This is a genomic window from Cupriavidus basilensis (genome assembly GCF_000876015.1).
GTDB lineage: Bacteria > Pseudomonadota > Gammaproteobacteria > Burkholderiales > Burkholderiaceae > Cupriavidus > Cupriavidus basilensis_B.
This window is the reverse complement of the sequence record NZ_BBQM01000012.1, coordinates 258755-276340: the sequence shown is the minus strand read 5'-3', so window position 1 is coordinate 276340 and position 17586 is coordinate 258755. Positions and strand designations below refer to the sequence as shown.

18 protein-coding genes are annotated in these 17586 nt (G+C 70.9%); 9 read left to right on the top strand and 9 right to left on the bottom strand.

The genetic code is table 11. The annotated features are described in order from the left end of the window. Positions 1-10: 10 nt before the first annotated feature. Together KF708C_RS09000 and KF708C_RS08995 are read right to left on the bottom strand one after the other, a co-directional pair. Positions 11-1219, bottom strand: a complete 1209-nt coding sequence (locus KF708C_RS09000; RefSeq protein WP_059411527.1) for a CaiB/BaiF CoA transferase family protein — start codon at positions 1217-1219, stop codon at positions 11-13. Then, entirely contained in the window at positions 1216-2172 is a 957-nt protein-coding gene (locus tag KF708C_RS08995) for a Bug family tripartite tricarboxylate transporter substrate binding protein (RefSeq protein ID WP_059411526.1), read from the bottom strand. The genes KF708C_RS09000 and KF708C_RS08995 overlap by 4 nt, the downstream gene beginning before the upstream one ends. Before the next feature lie 258 nt (positions 2173-2430). On the opposite strand from KF708C_RS08995, the gene ppk1 reads away from it, so the two are divergent. Together ppk1 and KF708C_RS08985 are read left to right on the top strand one after the other, a co-directional pair. Beyond that, on the top strand, positions 2431-4575 hold the full coding sequence (gene ppk1, locus KF708C_RS08990) for a polyphosphate kinase 1 (RefSeq protein WP_043365322.1): 2145 nt from the start codon (positions 2431-2433) through the stop codon (positions 4573-4575). Positions 4576-4873: 298 nt separating this feature from the next. After that, the gene (locus tag KF708C_RS08985; RefSeq protein ID WP_020201090.1) at positions 4874-5206 is read left to right on the top strand and encodes a hypothetical protein; all 333 of its coding nucleotides are present in this window, start codon (positions 4874-4876) and stop codon (positions 5204-5206) included. 13 nt (positions 5207-5219) lie between these two features. Here KF708C_RS08985 and KF708C_RS08980 read toward each other — a convergent pair whose 3' ends face one another. Continuing rightward, positions 5220-6251, bottom strand: a complete 1032-nt coding sequence (locus KF708C_RS08980) for an aldo/keto reductase (RefSeq protein ID WP_059411525.1) — start codon at positions 6249-6251, stop codon at positions 5220-5222. 136 nt (positions 6252-6387) lie between these two features. Here KF708C_RS08980 and KF708C_RS08975 point away from each other — a divergent pair, with 136 nt between their 5' ends. Beyond that, a complete protein-coding gene (locus KF708C_RS08975) occupies positions 6388-7281 on the top strand; it encodes a LysR family transcriptional regulator (RefSeq protein ID WP_231586407.1) in 894 nt (297 codons plus the stop codon). Positions 7282-7297: 16 nt separating this feature from the next. Here the strand turns inward: KF708C_RS08975 and KF708C_RS08970 are convergent, their stop codons facing one another. Then, positions 7298-8083, bottom strand: a complete 786-nt coding sequence (locus tag KF708C_RS08970; RefSeq protein WP_059411523.1) for a carboxymuconolactone decarboxylase family protein — start codon at positions 8081-8083, stop codon at positions 7298-7300. Between the two features lie 150 nt (positions 8084-8233). On the opposite strand from KF708C_RS08970, the gene KF708C_RS08965 reads away from it, so the two are divergent. From KF708C_RS08965 to KF708C_RS08945, 5 genes are all read left to right on the top strand, one after another. Continuing rightward, on the top strand, positions 8234-9166 hold the full coding sequence (locus KF708C_RS08965; protein WP_059411522.1) for a LysR family transcriptional regulator: 933 nt from the start codon (positions 8234-8236) through the stop codon (positions 9164-9166). Between the two features lie 172 nt (positions 9167-9338). Continuing rightward, entirely contained in the window at positions 9339-10223 is an 885-nt protein-coding gene (locus KF708C_RS08960; RefSeq protein ID WP_059411521.1) for a LysR family transcriptional regulator, read from the top strand. Continuing rightward, positions 10216-11487 (top strand): YbfB/YjiJ family MFS transporter, encoded by a 1272-nt coding sequence (locus KF708C_RS08955; RefSeq protein WP_082079481.1) that lies wholly within the window; start codon positions 10216-10218, stop codon positions 11485-11487. The genes KF708C_RS08960 and KF708C_RS08955 overlap by 8 nt, the downstream gene beginning before the upstream one ends. After that, positions 11484-12602 (top strand): NAD(P)H-dependent flavin oxidoreductase, encoded by a 1119-nt coding sequence (locus tag KF708C_RS08950; RefSeq protein WP_059411520.1) that lies wholly within the window; start codon positions 11484-11486, stop codon positions 12600-12602. The genes KF708C_RS08955 and KF708C_RS08950 overlap by 4 nt, the downstream gene beginning before the upstream one ends. 40 nt (positions 12603-12642) lie before the next feature. After that, positions 12643-13554, top strand: coding sequence for a LysR family transcriptional regulator (locus KF708C_RS08945; RefSeq protein ID WP_059411519.1), 912 nt, complete (start codon positions 12643-12645; stop codon positions 13552-13554). A 1-nt stretch (position 13555) separates the two neighbouring features. On the opposite strand, the gene KF708C_RS08940 is transcribed toward KF708C_RS08945, so the two are convergent. From KF708C_RS08940 to KF708C_RS08920, 5 genes are all read right to left on the bottom strand, one after another. Next, a complete protein-coding gene (locus tag KF708C_RS08940) occupies positions 13556-14083 on the bottom strand; it encodes a RidA family protein (protein ID WP_231586406.1) in 528 nt (175 codons plus the stop codon). Between the two features lie 67 nt (positions 14084-14150). Continuing rightward, positions 14151-14888: an SDR family NAD(P)-dependent oxidoreductase gene (locus KF708C_RS08935; RefSeq protein ID WP_059411518.1), complete on the bottom strand. Its 738-nt coding sequence runs from the start codon at positions 14886-14888 to the stop codon at positions 14151-14153. Positions 14889-15197: 309 nt separating this feature from the next. Then, entirely contained in the window at positions 15198-15674 is a 477-nt protein-coding gene (locus KF708C_RS08930; protein WP_020201079.1) for a nuclear transport factor 2 family protein, read from the bottom strand. 171 nt (positions 15675-15845) lie between these two features. Then, complete coding sequence (locus KF708C_RS08925; RefSeq protein ID WP_029043201.1) at positions 15846-16466, bottom strand: flavin reductase family protein; 621 nt, start codon at positions 16464-16466, stop codon at positions 15846-15848. Between the two features lie 143 nt (positions 16467-16609). Continuing rightward, complete coding sequence (locus tag KF708C_RS08920) at positions 16610-17260, bottom strand: GntR family transcriptional regulator (protein WP_020201077.1); 651 nt, start codon at positions 17258-17260, stop codon at positions 16610-16612. A gap of 166 nt (positions 17261-17426) precedes the next feature. On the opposite strand from KF708C_RS08920, the gene KF708C_RS35555 reads away from it, so the two are divergent. Continuing rightward, complete coding sequence (locus KF708C_RS35555) at positions 17427-17576, top strand: hypothetical protein (RefSeq protein WP_156173767.1); 150 nt, start codon at positions 17427-17429, stop codon at positions 17574-17576. Positions 17577-17586 lie beyond the last annotated feature (10 nt).

Here is a 17586-nt window from a genome sequence, read left to right as displayed (position 1 = left end):
ATGGTTGGATTCAGCGGTCCGCCGGCTCGATCTGCCCGCGCGGCACGGCTTGCGTGGCTTGCGCGGCTTGTGCTGTGTGCGCGCCAAGCTCGGGCGCCGCGGCGGCGCCACGCGCGGATGCGGTGGATGCCGCGGGCGAGCGGAAGCGCGCGGCGATGCGGCGCGTGCCGTGCGCGGCCTCGCCGGTATCTTCCTCGAAGAAGCCGACGGCGCGCAGGTGCGGGTCGTCGAGCAGGTCTTCGACGCGGTTGACCGGGCTGCACGGGATGTCGGCCGCCGCCAGCAGCGCCAGCCAGTCGGCGCTGGTGCGCGTGGCCAGCACCCCGGCCAGGTAGCCGTAGATGGCGTCGTAGCTCTCGGCGCGCGCGGCGGCGGTCTGGAAGCGCGCGTCGGCCTCGAACGCGGCGAGGTCGCCGATGGCCGCGAAGAACGCCCGCCAGTGCTTGTCGTTGTACACCACCGCGGCGATGTGGCCGTCCAGCGTGCGGTAGGGGCGCCGGTGCGGCGTCAGCAGCCGGCTGTAGCCCATCGGGCCGGCCGGCGGCAGGAAGCTCGCGCCGCCGAGATGGTCGCCCAGCACGAACGCGGCCACGGTCTCGAACATCGAGACCTTCACGGATTCGCCCTGCCCCGTCTGCCGGCGGCGATAGAGCGCGGCCAGCGTGGCATGCGCCGCGGTCAGGCCGGTGACGCGGTCGGCGATCAGGGTCGGCACGTACATCGGCGCGCCGCCCGACTGGCGCGCGAACAGCTCGGCCAGGCCGGTCTGCGCCTGGATGATGTCGTCATACGCGGCGCGGCCCTCGTAGGGGCCGTCGGCGGCGTAGCCGGTCAGCTCGACGTGAACGACCGACGGATGCAGGCGCCGCACCGCGGCTTCGTCCAGGCCCAGGCGGCGCATCGCCTGCGGCCGCACGTTGTGGATGAACACGTCGAAGCCGGGCAGCATGGCGCGCAGCGCGTCCTGGTCCTGCGCGCGCTTGAGGTCGAGCACCACCGAGCGCTTGCCCTGGTTGGCGTGCAGGAACATGGCGCCCATGCCCGGCGCGCGCTTGGCCCCCGCATGGCGCATCACGTCGCCCTCGGGCGGCTCCACCTTGACCACCTCGGCGCCGTAGTCGGCCAGGATCTGGGTGCATACCGGCCCCATCACGACCGAGGTCAGGTCGAGCACGCGCACCCCTTCGAGCGGCGCCGGCTGGCTGAACGGCTGCGTCATTGCTGCTCGACTCCCGCCCTGGCCGCGCGCGCCGTCCAGATGTCGCGCTGCGCCAGCGCGAAGGCGCCGTGCTCCCTGATGCCGCTCGGGCTGGCCACCATGCCCAGGCGGGCGAGCTTTTCCTTGACCTGCGGGTCGGACAAGGCCGCGCCGACTTCCTTGTTCCAGCGCTCGGTCACGCTCGCGGGCGTGCCCGCGGGCGCCGCCAGCCCGACCCAGACCACGAGGTCGAAGTCTTTGTAGCCGGCCTCCGTCATGGTGGGAATGCCGGGCAGGTCGGGCGAGCGCCGCGGGCTGGAGATGGCCAGGCCGGCCAGCTTGCCGCCCTTGAGAAAGCTCGTCACCACCGAGGTGTCCGCCAGCATGTAGTCGATCTGGCTGCCCATCAGGTCCGTGACCGCGGGCGGCTGGCTCTTGTACGGAATGCCCTCGGAGGGCGCGTCGGCCACCATGCTGAAGGTCGCCGCGGCGATCTGCGCGGAGCCGCTGCCGTAGCCGTAGCGCAGCGGCGCCTTGCGGGCCTGGGCGGCCAGTTCCTTCGCGGTCTTGTAGGGCGCGTCGGGGCGCGTCACCAGCACCATCGGGATGGTGGCGATGCGCGTGATGTGGACGAAGTCCTTGATCGGGTCGTAGCCGGGATGGCGGTACAGCGCGCCGATGCCGGAATGGGTGGCGCTGCTGGTCAGCAGCAGGGTGTAGCCGTCGGGCGCGGCCTTGGCCACGTAGGCCGAGCCGATGATGCCGTTGGCGCCGGGGCGGTTGTCCACCACGATGGTGCCGAGCTTGTCGCGCACCGCCTCGGCGACGATGCGCGCCGCGGTGTCGGACGCGCTGCCGGCGCCGAACGGCACCACCAGTTTCACCGGGCGGGCCGGATAGGCCTCCCCGTCCTGCGCGAAAGCGGCGTGGGCCAGCGCGGCCGATGCCACCAGCAAGGCTGCGAATCTCTTCATGCCATGTCTCCTCATCGTCTGTTCTGTTTTGATGGGGGCATCCTATTCGCAGCCCGCCGCGCGTCACAAGCGAATGGTTTTCATAAACCTATCCCGGCATGGAATGAATACGGCGCGCGCCCGCGGCAGCCGACGCGGCCGTTCCGGCACGATGCAGGCACCGCGCCACCCTCCTCAAGCGCCGCGCGACGCGGTACTATCAGGCCATCGTGTCGCCGCCGGTGGCGACCCATACAAGAAAAAGGATTGAAGTCGAATATGGCCGAAGGCTCGGGTGTCCCACTGCAGACCGCCCCGTCCCTCCCCTTGCCGTCGAGTGATGCAAAAGGCGCTCCCGCGGATTTCCTCGCCAGCGCCGATGCCCGGCAGACCTTCCTGAACCGCATCGCCAGCCAGCTGGAGTTCAACCACCGCGTGCTGCTCCAGGCCGCGGACCCCGAGGTCCCGCTGCTGGAGCGGCTGCGCTTCCTGTGCGTGTTCAGCAGCAATCTCGACGAGTTCTACGAGATCCGCGTGGCCGGCCTCAAGGAGCAGATCAAGCTGCAGTCCGCGCTGCCCGGCCCGGACGGGCTGGACCCGCGCCAGGTCTACGCGCTGCTGGGCGCGCGGGCGCGCAAGCTGGTGGCGGAGCAATACCGGCTGTTCAACGACGTGCTGGTGCCGGAGCTGGCCGCCGAGGGCATCCGCTTCCTGCGGCGCCCGCACTGGTCCGCCGAGCAGGCCGAGTACATCCGCGAGTTCTTTTTCCGCGAGCTGATGCCGATGCTCACCCCGATCGGCCTCGACCCGGCGCACCCGTTCCCGCGCGTGCTCAACAAGAGCCTGAACTTCGCCGTGGAGCTCGAAGGCAAGGACGCCTTCGGCCGCGAAGCCGGCGCCGCCATCGTGCAGGCGCCGCGCGCGCTGCCGCGCGTGATCCTGCTGCCGAGCAAGATCTCGGGCTGCCCGCACGGCTTCGTGTTCCTGTCTTCGATCCTGCATGCGCACGTGGGCGAGCTGTTTCCCGGCATGCGCGTGCGCGGCTGCTACCAGTTCCGCGTCACCCGCAACAGCGAGCTGTTCGTCGACGAGGACGAAGTGCGCAACCTGCGCGACGCGCTGCAGGGCGAGCTGCCGCAGCGGCACCTGGGCGACGCGGTGCGCCTCGAGGTGGCGGACAACTGCTCGCCCAAGATGACGCGCTTCCTGCAAGGCCAGTTCGGACTGGAAGAGACCGAGGTCTTCGCCGTCAACGGGCCGGTCAACCTCGTGCGGCTGCTGCCGGTGCCCGACAGCGTCGCGCGCGACGACCTCAAATACCCGCCGTGCCGGCCCGGCCTGCCGAAGGCGCTCCAGCAGGAGCAGACCGACATGTTCCGCGCCATCCGCGACGGCGACATCCTGCTGCACCACCCCTACCAGTCGTTCGCGCCCGTGGTGGACTTCATCCGCCAGGCCGCCGAAGACCCGGACGTGATGGCGATCAAGCAGACGGTGTACCGCGCCGGCAACGACTCGGCCCTGCTCGACGCGCTGATCGGCGCGGCGCGGCGCGGCAAGGAAGTCAGCGTGGTGGTGGAGCTGCTGGCCCGCTTCGACGAGGAAGCCAACATGAACTGGGCCGCGCAGCTCGAGGAAGCCGGCGCGCACGTGGTGTACGGCGTGGTGGGCTACAAGGCGCACGCCAAGATGGCGCTGGTGGTGCGGCGCGAGGGCGGCAAGCTGCGCCGCTACGTGCATCTTTCCACCGGCAACTACCATTCGCAGACCGCCCGCAACTTCACCGACATCGGCCTGTTTACCTGCAAGGAAGCCATCGCCGCCGACGTGGCCAACGTGTTCTCGCAACTGACCGGGCTCGGCCATCCCGGCACGCTCGCGCACCTGTGGCAGTCGCCGTTCACCATGCACGCGGCGCTGATCGAGGCCATCCGCCGCGAGGCCAGGCACGCCAGGGCCGGCCGCAAGGGCCTGATCATCGCCAAGATGAACGCGCTGCTGGAGCCGAAGATCATCGAGGCGCTGTACCAGGCTTCGTGCGACGGCGTGAAGATCGAGCTGATCGTGCGCGGCGCCTGCGCGCTGCGGCCCGGCCTGCCGGGGCTGTCGGAGAACATCCGGGTGCGCTCCGTGCTCGGCCGCTTCCTCGAGCACGAGCGCATCTTCTATTTCTACAACGACAAGGCCGAGGACGTGCGCCTGTCCAGCGCCGACTGGATGGAGCGCGACTTCTTCCGCCGCGTCGAGATCTGCTTCCCGGTGCTGGACAAGGCCCTCAAGAAGCGCGTGATCGAGGAAGGCCTCAAGCGCTATCTCAAGGACAACCGCGATACCTGGGAACTGGAGCCGGACGGCAGCTACCGGCGCCGGCGCGGCCGCCGGCTGGTGTCCGCCCAGGACACGCTGATGAACCAGCTGGCGTAGCGCCCTCGACATCGCCCGCGTCCGGGCCGGCCGGCGCCGTCTCATCGCGGCGGATCGCCGGCCGTCCGGCGCGGCATCCGCCACGCTTTCCCCACCTCATCACCCATTGCCGCAACCGGCACTACCGCCGTCCAGCCCGGGCAATCCCGGGCCGGCTGCCAGCCGCCGCGCCGGCATTGGCGGGAAGGTTAATCATAAGTCACATCCATTCCCCCGATTCCGCCGTTCCTTGAAATCCCCCGATTACTGTATATATTTACAGTTACTGTATGCATGAACAGTATTTCAGGAGCCCATCATGGAACATCTGGTCCGGGTCCAGAACGAATACGACCGCCAGGTCCTCGCGTGGCTGCGCGCGCGGGTCGGCGACGCGGCCCTCGCGGCGGCGGCGCAGCGGCTGACCGGGGAACGCAAACCCTACCTGTCCACGATCTGCCGCAGCCTGAACGTCACGCCGCCGCCGCGGCGCTCGCTGCGCGCGCAGGCCAACCGCGCCACGCGCGAAGTCGGGGACCGCTACCTCGCCTCGATCCGCCAGATGCTGGCGCGCCCGGCGCCCGCGGCGCGGCACGCGGTGGCACTGGCCGCTTCCCAGCCGCCGTCGGTGCTGGCCGGGAACCCCCGCTGACAAGACTGCCGGCTCAACGCTCGCTGTCGAGAAACGCCATCTGTTCCTCGCCGTAGCGCGTGCCGGCCACGGCTTCGCGCGGCACGGCCTGCTCGATGCGGGCCATGTCCTGCGCCGACAGCGACAGCCGCAGCGCCCCCAGCGCGCCCTCCAGCTGCGCCAGCGAGCGCGAGCCGACCAGCGGCACGATCTGCACGCCGAGCGCGCGGCCCTTGGCCAGCACCCAGGCGATCGCCACCTGCACCGTGGTCGCGCCCAGTTCCTGCGCCACCTGCCCGAGGGCAGCCACGAGCTGCTGGTTGCGGCCCAGGTTCTCGCCGGTGAAGCGCGGCAGGTGGGCGCGGAAATCCCGCGGCCCGGTGGGGCGCGAGCCGCTGATCAGGCCGCGCGACAGCACGCCGTAGGCGGTCACGCCGATGCCCAACCGCCTGAGCACGGGGAAGATGCCGGCCTCCGGCCCGCGGCTGAGCAGCGAATATTCGATCTGCAGGTCACTGACCGGATGCACCTTGTGGGCGCGCTCGATGATCTCCGGCCCCACTTCCGACAGGCCGATATGGCGCACGTAGCCGGCCTTCACGAGATCGGCCACGGCGCCGATGGTGTCCTCCACCGGCACGGCCGGGTCGTGCCGCGACATGCGGTAGATGTCGATGTGGTCGGTGCCGAGCCGCTGCAGGCTGTAGGTGATGAAGTTCTTCACCGCCTGCGGGCGCCCGTCCATGCCCAGCCAGTTGCCGTCGGGCGCGCGCAGCGAGCCGTACTTGACGGACACCAGCGCCTGCCCGCGGCGGCCCCGGAGCGCCTCGCCGATCAGCATCTCGTTGTGGCCGGCGCCGTAGAAGTCGCCGGTGTCGAGCAGGTTGATGCCGGCGTCCAGCGCCGCGTGGATGGTGGCGATGCTCTGGCCGCGGTCATTGGCGCCGTAGAAATCGGACATGCCCATGCAGCCCAGGCCCAGCGCCGACACCTGCTGCGGCCCGTGCGCGCCGAGCGCGGCCAGGGGAACCCCGGGGGATTGGGAAGACTGGGAAGACGTGCTCATGTGAATCTCCTTCGCATCGTTGAATCGGTGAAGGCAGTCTATTGTGCTAACGGATGCGTATAAACTGCTAAACGAAGAAATCACTATTCCCTATATTCAGAACAATCCCGCCATGTCCATCGACCGGTTCAAAGCTATGGAGGTCTTCGTCCGCGTGGTGGAGCTGGCCAGCTTCTCGCGCGCGGCGACCGCGCTGCACCTGCCCCGGGGGCGCGTCACCACCATCGTCCAGGACCTCGAAAGCCACCTCGGGGTGCGGCTCCTGCACCGCACCACGCGGCGGCTCAGCCTGACCGACGACGGCATGGCCTACCATCAGCGCGCGCGCACCATGCTGCAGGAGATGCACGAGCTGGAGGCCATGCTCGGGCAAGCCGTGGTCACGCCCGCCGGCCGGCTGCGCGTGGACGTGCCGGCCTCCCTGGGCCGCCATGTCATCGCGCCGGCGCTGCCGGACTTTTTCGCGCGCTATCCGCAGGTGATGATGGAACTGGGCAGTTCGGACCGCCCGGTGGACCTGATCGCCGAAGGCGTGGACTGCGTGATCCGCGGCGGCCTCGTGCACGACGAGAGCCTGGCCGCGCGGCGGCTCGGCGAGCTGGAAGTGGCAACCTGCGCCGCGCCGGCCTACCTGCAGCGCCACGGCATGCCCGCCACGCTGGCCGACCTCGACCGGCACCGCTTCGTGAACTTCTTCTCGGCCAAGACCGGGCGCGTGTTCCCGTTCGATTTCCGGCGCGGCGACGAGGCGCATGAAATCACCCGCCCGCACTGGGTCGCGGCCAACGATGCCGACACCTGCATCGCCGCCGCCGTGGCCGGCATGGGCCTGATGCAAAGCCCGCTCAACGGCGTCGTGCGCGCGCACCTCGCCAGCGGCCGGCTGGTGCCGGTGCTGCCGGACTGGAATGCCGGCACGCTGCCGATGCTGGCCCTGTACCCGCGCAACCGCCACCTGAGCGCCAAGGTGCGGGTCTTCATCGACTGGGTGGCGGGCCTGCTCGAGGCCAGGCAAGGCGTGGCGCCGTGAGGCGGCCTCGCTGCCGTCAGTGCGCGGCCACCACCTCCCTGGCCGCCAGCGCCGCATTGATGGCGCGCGGGAAACCGGCATAGGCCGCGATCTGGATGATGGCCTCCACGAGCTGCTGCCGCGTGCCGCCCACGTTCAGCAGGCCATGCATGTGCACCTTCAGTTGCGGCGTGGCCGAGCCCATCGCCGCCAGCGCGGCCACCGTGACCAGCTCGCGGCTGGCCAGATCGAGGCCGGGCCGCGCGTAGATGTCGCCGAAGGCGAACTCGATGATGAAGCGGCCCAGGTCCGGCGCGATGTCCTGCAGCGAGGCGATCACGCGCACGCCGGCCTCGCCGTCGATCTCGCGCAGGCGCGCGAGCCCGGCCTCGTAGCGCGAGCCGGCGGCGGCCGGCCGCGCGGCCGCCGCCACCACGACACCCGCGCGGGCAAACACGGCCCGCGCCGCCGCAATGCCGTTGAGCGCCGCCGGAAAACCCGCGTACACGGCCAGGTGGATCATGGCCTCGACCAGCTCCGCCGGCTGGCAGCCAACGTTCAGCGCGCCGGCCAGGTGGAACTCCAGTTGCGGCGCGAGCCCGCCCATCGCCGCGAGCGCGGCCACCGTGACCAGTTGCCGCTCGGGCAGCGACAGGCCCGCGCGCGGATAGATCTCGCCATAGACGAAGCCGATGGCGAGGCTGGCCAGATCGGGCGCGATGTCGCCGAGCGCGTCGAGAATGGAGGCATCGGCGCTGCCTTCGATGGCGGCAAGCCGGGCGCGGCCGAGAGACAGCGTGTGCGGAAGAGTATGCGGATTCATCGGGAAGGTGTTCCTTGGTTCGGCGACGAGTTGAAGAGATGAAGAGGTGAGGCAAACGGTGAAGCAAGCTTAGCCAGCGCGTGCGCGCGCCGCCAATGCCTTCGGCGTGATACCTTGCGCGTATCAGCAACCCGTCCGAGCGCACCCCGCATGCAGCCCCGCCTGGAACTCTGGCAACTCGAATACTTCGTGGCCGTGGCCGACGAACTGAGCTTTCGCCGCGCGGCGGAGCGCCTGTCGATCACCCAGCCGCCGCTGACCCGGCAGATCCAGGCGCTCGAGGAAACCGTCGGCGCGCGCCTGTTCGAGCGCGACCGCAACGGCGTGGCGCTCACGCCCGCCGGCAGCCAGTTGCTGCCCGAGGCGCGCGCGCTGCTGGCCAGCGCCGACGCCATGCTCGCCCGCGCGCGCAAGCGCGCGCGGCGCAACGCCGGGCTGCGCCTGGGCATCACCACGGTGGTCGACGCCGCGCTGTTCACATGGCTGGCGCCGGCCCTGCAGGCGCGCGCGCCGGACGTGCGGCTGCTGCAGAAACGGCAGATCTCGCAGCAGTCGATCGCCGACCTGCGGCGCGGCGCGCTCGATGCCGCGCTGATCGGCCTGCCGTCTGGCACCGGCGAGCTGCACGTCGAGCACCTGTTCGACGATCCGCTGGTCGCCGCGCTGCCGGCCACGCACCGGCTGGCCCGGCGCAAGCGCCTCTCCATCCTGGAGCTGCAGGCCGATCCGCTGTTCTGGTTCCAGCGGCGCCTCAACCCCGCCTACTTCGACCACTACGAAGCGCTGTTCCGCGCGCTGGGCTTCTCGCCGCCGCGCGTGCCCGAGCCGGCCGACCACCACGTGCTGCTCGGCCTCATCGGCGACGGCCAGGGCGTGGCGCTGGTGCCGGCCTCGCTGCAGGCGATGGCGCGCGCGGGCGTGGTCTACAAGCCGCTCAAGGAAGCGGCCGTGCTGCGGATCGGCGTGGCCGTGGTCCACGCGCCCGGCAATCCGGCGCCGGCCCTGCCGCTGCTGCTGGAAACGCTGCGCGAGCGCTACCGGCCAGCCCGGCCAGCCGCGAGGCCGCCCGCGCGCCGGCGCTGAACGCGCTGCCCTTCTCCTTACTCTTCCCCTCCCGCCTTGCAAGTCACCCCGGCGCGCGCAAACCCTGCGCGCGGCAAGGTCTTCTTGACTTAACCATCCCAATAAATGATAGTTAAATGAAATTTGTTCTTTTTTAAAGAACACACTTCAATCCCATATCGAGGAACCCGCCGTGGATCTGGCCGAGCTGGAAATCTTCAGGACGGTGGCGCGCGAGGAAAGCGTGACGCGCGCCGCCCGGGCGCTGGACCGCGTGCAGTCCAACGTCACCACGCGCGTCAAGCAGCTCGAGGAAGAGCTTGGCGTGGCGCTGTTCCTGCGCGACAGCAAGCGCATGACGCTCACGCCCGAAGGCCAGCGCTTCCTGGGCTACGCCGAGCAACTGCTGGCGCTGGCCGAGGAAGCCCGCCAGTCGATGCGCGCCGGCGAGCCCTCCGGCCGGCTGCGCGTGGGCAGCATGGAAAGCTCGGCCGCGGCGCGGCTGCCGCGCCCGCTGGCGCGCTACCACGGCAAGTGGCCGCAGGTACAGATCGAGATCCAGACCGGCACCACGCAGGCGCTGGTGGACGCGCTGCTGGCGCACCGCATCGACTGCGCGGTGGTGGCGCATCCCGGCGAAGGCGCGCCGGACACGCTGGACATGGACGAGCTCGGCCCCGGGCTGGAAGGCAGCTTCCTGTTCTCCGAGGAACTGCTGCTGGTGCTGCCGCCCAGCCACCCGCCGGTGCGCGCGCCGCAGGACCTCGTGCTGCGCAGCCTGGCCACCTTCTCGCGCGGCTGCACCTACCGCCTGTGCGCCGAGAACTGGCTCGCCGGCGGCGCGGGCCCGCGCCCGGCGCTCAACATGCTGGAGCTGGCGTCCTACCATGCAATCCTGGCCTGCGTGACGGCCGGCTCGGCGGTCGCCATCGTGCCCCGCTCGCTGCTCGCGCTGCACCCGGACGCGGCGGGCCTGCAGACCGTGCCGGTGCGCACCGCGCATACCTTCCTGGTGCGGCGCCAGGGTTTCACGACCGCGGCATACCAGGCTTTCCTGCAGGAGCTGCAACATGGCTGAAGCCCGACCTGCCTGCGCCGCCCGGCCCGCCGGCGACATCGAGAGCGGCAGCGAGCGCGGCGCCGAGCGCGCCGGCGCGCCCTGGCTGCCGGCACTGGCTGCCTCCCTGGTGCTGGCTGTCGGCATGGGCTTCGGCCGCTTCGCCTTCACCGGCATGTATCCGCTGATGGTGCGCGACGGGCTGTTGAGCGTCGGTGCCGGCTCGCTGGCCGCGTCCGCCAACTATGCGGGCTACCTGGCCGGCGCGCTCGCGGTGACGCGCCTGTCGCCGCGCGCCACGCCGCTGCTGTGCCGCATCGCGCTGGCCGGCACCGTGCTGTGCCTGCTCGTGCTGGCGCTGCCGGCGGCGCCGTGGTTCGTTGCCGGCACGCGCTTCGTGGCCGGCTTTTTCAGCGCGCTGGCGCTGGTGGCCGCCTCGGTGTGGCTGTTCCAGCTCGTGGGCCAGCCGCACGGCGCGCCGCTGCTGTTCGCGGGCGTGGGCAGCGGCATCCTGCTGTCGGCCGAGGCCATCGCCGCCGGCAACCTCGCCGGCTGGCGCAGTCCCGCGCTGTGGGCCGCGCTGGCCGCCGGCGCGCTGGCGCTGTCGCTGCCGGCATGGCGCCTGCTCGGCGGGCGCGCGCTGCCGCCGCCGCATCCGGCCGGCGCGGCCGTAGCCGCCGTCGGCGCGGCCGATGCCGCCGATGCGGCCAACGTCCCGGGACCGTGGCCGCTGATCGCCAGCTATGGCCTGGCCGGCTTCGGTTACATCGTGACCGCCACCTATCTGCCGCTGTTCGTGCGCGACGCGCTCGGCCAGGTCGACCCGATCCACGCGTGGGCCGTGTTCGGCCTGGGCGCGGCGCCGTCGTGCTACCTGTGGCATGCCCTGCATGGGCGCCTCGGCACGCGGCGCGCGCTCGCGCTCAACCTGCTGGTGCAGGCCGCGGGCGTGATCCTGCCCGCACTCAGCCATGCCGCGTGGTCCTACCTGGCCAGCGCGCTGCTGGTCGGCGGCACCTTCGTGGGCACCGTGACCATCGCCATGCCGGCGGCCAGGCGCGTGGCCCATGCGGTGCCATTCAACCTGCTGGCCGCCATGACCTCGGCCTACGGCGTCGGCCAGATCGCCGGGCCGCTGGCAGCGGGCGCGCTGATGGCCCGCAGCCACAGCTTCAACGGGCCGCTGGCCGCCGCCGCCGCGGCGCTGCTGGCGGCCGCCGCCGTCATCTTCGTGCGCGCGCCGGGAGCCGGCAAGCGCCCCTCTTCCGAAGGAGTCACGCAATGAACACCCCCAATTCCGCCACCCAGCCGCGCGCGCTGCTGTCCCGGCTCGGCCTTGCCGTGCCGCTCATCCAGGCGCCGATGGCCGGCATCGGCACGCCGGCGCTGGCCGCGGCCGTCTCGAATGCCGGCGGGCTGGGCTCGCTCGGCGTCGGCGCCACGGACGCCGAGGGCGCCCGCAGAATGATCCGCGACACCCGCGCCCTGACCGGCAAGCCGTTCAACGTCAACCTGTTCTGCCACGCGCCAGCGGTGGCGGACGCCGCGCGGGAGGCGCGCTGGCTGGCCTATCTCGCGCCGAGCTTCGCCGAGTTCGGCGCCACGCCGCCGGCCGCGCTGCGCGAGATCTACCAGAGCTTCGTGGCCGACGAAGCCATGTTCGCGATGCTGCTCGAGGAGCGCCCGGCGGTGGCAAGCTTTCATTTCGGCCTGCCGCCGCAGCCGTGGATCGCCGCGCTGCGCGAGGCCGGCATCTACCTGATGGCCACCGCCACCAGCGTGGAGGAGGCCCGCCAGGTGGCCGACGCCGGCGTGCACGCCATCGTGGCGCAGGGCGTGGAAGCGGGCGGCCATCGCGGCATCTTCGAGCCGGCCGCGCGCGACGAGCGGCTCGGCACGCTGGCGCTGGTGCGCCTGCTGGTGCGCAACACCACGCTGCCCGTGGTGGCGGCCGGCGGCATCATGGACGGCGCCGGCATCGCCGCCGCGCTGGCGCTGGGCGCGCAGGCCGCGCAGCTCGGCACCGCCTTCGTGCCGTGCCCGGAAAGCGCGGCCGACGCCGCCTACCGCGCCGCCCTGCTCGCCGGCCAGCCGGTCCGCACCACGCTGACGCGCTCGGTGTCCGGGCGCGCCGCGCGCGGCATCGTCAACCGGCTGACCGAGCTGGGCGAGGCGCCGGACTGCCCGCCGATCCCCGACTACCCCATCACCTACGACGCCGGCAAGGCACTGCACGCCGCGGCCAAGGCACGGGGCAGCGCAGGCTTCGCCGCGCAGTGGGCCGGCCAGGCCGCGCAACTCTCGCGCAGCCTGCCGGCAGCGGAGCTGGTGGCGCAGCTGCGCGCGGAGCTCGCGCAGGCGGTGGCGGACCTCGCCCACGCCGCCGGCGCCGCCGCCTGAATCAGGCCAGAACCCGAACGGGAACGCGGATGACACACCGATGAAGCGCCAGTTCGACGACCTCCAGCTTGGCAGCATCGAGCTGTTCTGCCTGGCGGCGGAACTGGGCGGCTTCACCGCCGCGGCGGTGGCGGCCAGCGTCACGCCGGCGGCGGTGAGCCGCTCGGTGTCGCGGCTGGAAGAGCGGCTCGGCGTGCGGCTGTTCGTGCGCACCACGCGGCAGATCCGCCTGACCGACGAAGGCCGCGCGTATTTCGAGCGGGCCCGGCGCGCGCTGTCGCAACTGGTGGACGCCGAGCGCGAAGCCACCGGCCAGCACGCCAGCCCGGCCGGCCTGCTGCGCATCAGCCTGCCCACGCCCTACGCGCATTACCGCGTGCTGCCGGTGCTGCCCGAGTTCCGGGCGCGCTACCCGCAGGTGGAGATCGAGACCCACATCAGCAACAGCAACGTGGATTTCGCCGACGACGGCTTCGACCTCGCGGTGCGCGGCCGCGCGCCGGACGACTCCAATCTCATCGCGCGCAAGCTGGAGGACGCCGAGCTGGTGCTGGTGGCGGCGCCATCCTACCTCGCGCGCGCCGGCGTGCCCGGCACGCTGGACGCGCTGCAGGCGCACGACTGCATCCAGTTCGAGCTGCCCAGCAGCGGCCGGCGCATTCCGTGGCTGTTCATGGAGGACGGCGAGCTGGCCGAGGTGGCCACGCGCGGCGGCTACGGCTGCTCGGACGACGTGCTCGGCGGCGTCACGCTGGCGCGCAGCGGCGCGGGCCTGTTCCAGACCTACCGCTTCGTCGCGGAGCAGGACCTGCGCGATGGCCGGCTGGTGGAGCTGCTGCCGCAATTCGGCGGCGCCAGCCGGCCCTTCGTGCTGCTTTATCCGCATGCGCGGCATATGTCGTCGCGCGTGCGGGCCTTCGTCGATTTCCTGGTCGACAAGTTCGCCGGCTAGCTCAGGCCGGGGACACGCGCGGCGCGGGCGCCGCCTGCATGATCGGCGCAATCGGCGCAATCGGCACGCTCGGCGTGACCTGCGCGATCACCACCAGGATCACCGCGGCATCGGCCGGCAGTTGCGTCTGCGAGAACGCGGCACGCGCGTGCCCGGCCTTGTCGCCCAGCACCGCGGCGAACAGGTCGGAGGCGCCGTCGAGCACGGCCGGCTGGCCGAAGAAGCCCTGCGCGCTGCTGACGTGCCCCTCCACGCGGACGATGCGCGCCAGCCGGTCGAAGCCGCCCAGGTGCGCGCGGATCTGCGCCAGCACGTTGAGCGCGGCCAGTTGCGCCGCCTGGCGCCCGTCTTCCGGCGTCAGCCCGGCGCCGACCTGGCCCCGGTACAGGAGCTTGCCGTCGCGCAGCGGCAGTTGCCCCGAGATGAACAGCAGGTCGCCGGCCTCGCTCGCCGCCGTATAGCTGCCCAGCGGCTGCGGCGGCGCCGGCAGCGTCAGCCCGAGCGCCGCGATGCGTTGTTCCACTGACATGATCGTCTCCGTCATGTTGCCCGCATGCCGGGCGGCAACGGCATGGCCGCCGCCCCGCATGGCCTGCTTACCAGCGGCCCGCCGTCGCGCCGCCGTCCACCGGCAGCACCACGCCGCTGGTGAACGCCGCGCCGGTCAGGTACAGCACCGCGTCCACCACGTCCCTGACCTGCCCGATCTCGCCGCTGGGCGACAGCGTCTTGAGGAAGTCATGCGTGCCGGCGCCGTGCAGCGGCGTATCGATGATCCCGGGCGCGACCGCCGACACCTTGACCCCGTGCGGCGCCAGTTCCAGCGCCAAACCGCGCGTGGCGTGGTTCAGGCCGCCCTTGATCAGCACCGGCAGCAGCGCCGGCACCTGCGCGGTCGGCTGCATGGCGAGGCTGGCGGTAATGCTGACGATATGTCCCGCGCGATTCGCGCTCATATGCGCGGCGGCCTGCTGGGTAATATAGAAAAATCCCTTGAGGTTGGTATTGACGATATTCTCGACGTCGTCCTCGGTATATTCGCCGACCGGCTTGGCGATAAAGATGCCGGCATTATTGACCAGCACGTCGACCTTGCCGAAGCGCGCGCTGGCGCGCTCGAAGATGGCACGCGCGGTGGCGGGCAGCGCGATGTCGCCGGCCACCGGCAGGAAGTTGTCGGGATGGCCCAGGCGCGCGGCGGCGGCGTCCAGCCGTTGCTGCGTGCGGGCGTTGCCCACCACGTTGTCGCCACGCGCGAGATAGGCCTCGGCCAGGGCGAAGCCGATGCCGCTGGAAGCGCCGGTGATGACGACGGTCTTGGGATGGTTGCTCATTGCAGACTCCAAATGGTTTGACGGTTGGAAAATCGCGCCGTTAATCGATCGATTCAGTCGGGCGATTCATCGCGGATCTCGGTGTCGGCTGCTTGTCGGAAAATGCCAGAAACCTTGAGTCGAACTATAGGCAGGCGCCGCGGCGGGATAAACGGGCGGCCCGGTACATGACTTGATACATGGCGGAACAAGTCGCGGCACGCCGGCGGGAGAATGCCGAGCGGGAATGAGGGGAAGGGAAAAGCAGAAGCGAAAACGCCGCCGCCCGGATCGGGACGGCGGCGTTTTCGCAAGAACAAGGCGGCGCGCTTACAGCCCGAGGTCGCTCAGGCCGGGATGGTCGTCCGGGCGGCGGCCCAGCGGCCAGAAGAACTTGCGGTCGGATTCCTTGATCGGCGCGTCGTTGATGCAGGCGAAGCGGCGCTGCATCAGGCCGGCCTCGTTGAACTCCCAGTTCTCGTTGCCGTAGGAGCGGTACCAGTTGCCGGAATCGTCATGCCATTCGTAGGCAAAGCGCACGGCGATGCGGTTGCCGTCGAAGGCCCACAGTTCCTTGATCAGGCGGTAGTCGAGCTCCTTCTGCCACTTGCGCGTCAGCAGGCCGACGATGGCTTCGCGGCCGTTGACGAACTCGGCGCGGTTGCGCCATGCGCTGTCGACGGTGTAGGCCAGCGACACGCGCTCGGGGTCGCGGCTGTTCCAGCCGTCTTCGGCGCCGCGCACCTTCTGGATGGCGGTCTCGCGGGTGAACGGGGGAAACGGCGGACGGGATTCGGCTTGGGACATGGGTGTTCTCCTGGCTAGGGTGCGGCTGGGGCGCGGTTGGGGGTGAAGAAATGATACAGATCTGTCTACACATTGTTTGAGTAGACAGGTCTGTATGTCAAGGAGAAATTCGAAAACCCCCACGGCGGACGGCCCGCGGGCCGCCGCCCGCACCCCGCCCGCACCCCGCGCTCAGCCCGGGCGCCGCATGCGGAACAGCATCTCGGGCACGATCTCGAAGTAGTCCGCCGGACCGCCGCCGCGCAGGATCGGCCGGGCGGCGGCCGTGTCATAGATGCCGTCCTTGAACAGCGACTTCTCCACGTGCACGCCGACCACCTCGCCCAGCACCAGCCATGTGGGCACCTTGTGGCCGTCCGCGCCCTGGAGCTGGATCAGCTGCGTGAGCTTGCACTCGAACGAGACCGGGCTTTCCGCCACGCGCGGCACCGCCACCATGCGCGAGGCCGCCGGCGTCAGGCCGGCCAGCGCGAATTCGTCCACCTCGGGCGGCACCGCCGCGCAACTGGCGTTCATCTGCTCGGCCAGCGCGCGCGTGGCGAGGTTCCAGCAGAACTCGCCGGTCTGCTCGATGTTGCGCACGCTGTCCTTGTAGCCCACGCTCGAGAACCCGACGATCGGCGGCGTGTAGTTGAAGGCGTTGAAGAAGCTGTACGGCGCGAGATTGGCGATGCCGTCGGCGGCGCGCGAGGAAATCCAGCCGATCGGGCGCGGCCCGACGATGGCGTTGAAGGGATCGTGCGGCAGGCCGTGGCCGCGCGCGGGTTCGTAGAAGTAGAAGTCGTGGGACACGGAGCGGGACACCCGGGAAAGACTGCGTTGAAGACCATGCCGGGCGGCGCAGGGGCCGCCCGGCAAGCTGCCTGCGATGCTACCAGTTGCGGGCGCCGCGCGTTTTGTGGCGCCGCGTTGTGGCGTCACGTCATGGCGCCACGTCACGGCGCCGCGGGCTCGTCGTAGGCGTCCCGCGCCAGCAGCACGAGGTCCGCGATGGCCTTGCCGCCCGCGGAGACATGCGCGCGCATGGCCGCCGCCGCGGCATCCGCGTCGCCGGCCAGCACCGCCGCCACGATCGCGCCGTGCTCGCGGAACGAGCTGGGCACGCGCGCCGCGTTGATGAGCCCGCGCTGGCGCCAGTAGATCGCCAGGCGCCGGCGCAGCATGCGGATCTGCTCGGCGAGGTAGGGATTGGCGCCAGCGTGGTACAGCACGTCGTGGAAGGCGCGGTTGGCCTCCACGTAGCCGGGCGTGTCGGCCGCCTCGACGTAGGCGCGGCCCTGCTCGAAGGCCGCCGCCAGCGCGGTCCGGCCCGCCTCGGTGATGCGCTGCGTGGCCAGCCGCGCCACCACGCCCTCCATCTCGGCCAGCGTCTCGAACATCGCCACCAGCTCGGCCACCGTCGGCTTGTGCACGAAGATCCCGGCGCGCGGCGCGATCGTCACCAGCCCCTGCGCCGCCAGCATCAGCAGCGCCTCCCGCACCGGCGTGCGCGAGCTGTCGAAGCGCTCGGCCAGCGCGCGCTCGTCGAGCTGCGAGCCCGGCTTGAGCTTGCCCGCGTGGATGTCCGCCTCGATGGCCTCGCGCACGCGGTCCTGAAGCGACTGACCGGGTAAACCTCGATTTGACTGCTCTTTTGGCATATCTAGAATCGTTTTAAATATATCTATACATCAATCTTATATGCAAAACCACGGCGAGCCCCGGCTTCGCGTCGAAGAACGCGCAGCAATCATCACGTTGAGCCGCCCCCAGATGACCAGCCGCCTCAGCCCGCGCGACCTCGAGGTACTGCGCGAGCATATCAATGCCGTCGACGGCATGGAGCAGGCCCCGAACCGGATCGCGCGCGGCGCGCCCGCCGCGGAGCGCGGGAAGCGGCCGCCGGCGTTCGCCGGCAGCTAGGCGCGCGCAG

Excerpts from the sequence above, each read along its gene's own strand:
- KF708C_RS09000 (WP_059411527.1), bottom strand. The coding sequence starts at position 1,219 with ATGACGCAGCCGTTCAGCCAGCCGGCGCCGCTCGAAGGGGTGCGCGTG.
- KF708C_RS08995 (WP_059411526.1), bottom strand. The coding sequence starts at position 2,172 with ATGAAGAGATTCGCAGCCTTGCTGGTGGCATCGGCCGCGCTGGCCCAC.
- ppk1 (WP_043365322.1), top strand. The coding sequence starts at position 2,431 with ATGGCCGAAGGCTCGGGTGTCCCACTGCAGACCGCCCCGTCCCTCCCC.
- KF708C_RS08985 (WP_020201090.1), top strand. The coding sequence starts at position 4,874 with ATGGAACATCTGGTCCGGGTCCAGAACGAATACGACCGCCAGGTCCTC.
- KF708C_RS08980 (WP_059411525.1), bottom strand. The coding sequence starts at position 6,251 with ATGAGCACGTCTTCCCAGTCTTCCCAATCCCCCGGGGTTCCCCTGGCC.
- KF708C_RS08975 (WP_231586407.1), top strand. The coding sequence starts at position 6,388 with ATGGAGGTCTTCGTCCGCGTGGTGGAGCTGGCCAGCTTCTCGCGCGCG.
- KF708C_RS08970 (WP_059411523.1), bottom strand. The coding sequence starts at position 8,083 with ATGAATCCGCATACTCTTCCGCACACGCTGTCTCTCGGCCGCGCCCGG.
- KF708C_RS08965 (WP_059411522.1), top strand. The coding sequence starts at position 8,234 with ATGCAGCCCCGCCTGGAACTCTGGCAACTCGAATACTTCGTGGCCGTG.
- KF708C_RS08955 (WP_082079481.1), top strand. The coding sequence starts at position 10,216 with ATGGCTGAAGCCCGACCTGCCTGCGCCGCCCGGCCCGCCGGCGACATC.
- KF708C_RS08950 (WP_059411520.1), top strand. The coding sequence starts at position 11,484 with ATGAACACCCCCAATTCCGCCACCCAGCCGCGCGCGCTGCTGTCCCGG.
- KF708C_RS08945 (WP_059411519.1), top strand. The coding sequence starts at position 12,643 with ATGAAGCGCCAGTTCGACGACCTCCAGCTTGGCAGCATCGAGCTGTTC.
- KF708C_RS08940 (WP_231586406.1), bottom strand. The coding sequence starts at position 14,083 with ATGTCAGTGGAACAACGCATCGCGGCGCTCGGGCTGACGCTGCCGGCG.
- KF708C_RS08935 (WP_059411518.1), bottom strand. The coding sequence starts at position 14,888 with ATGAGCAACCATCCCAAGACCGTCGTCATCACCGGCGCTTCCAGCGGC.
- KF708C_RS08930 (WP_020201079.1), bottom strand. The coding sequence starts at position 15,674 with ATGTCCCAAGCCGAATCCCGTCCGCCGTTTCCCCCGTTCACCCGCGAG.
- KF708C_RS35555 (WP_156173767.1), top strand. The coding sequence starts at position 17,427 with ATGACCAGCCGCCTCAGCCCGCGCGACCTCGAGGTACTGCGCGAGCAT.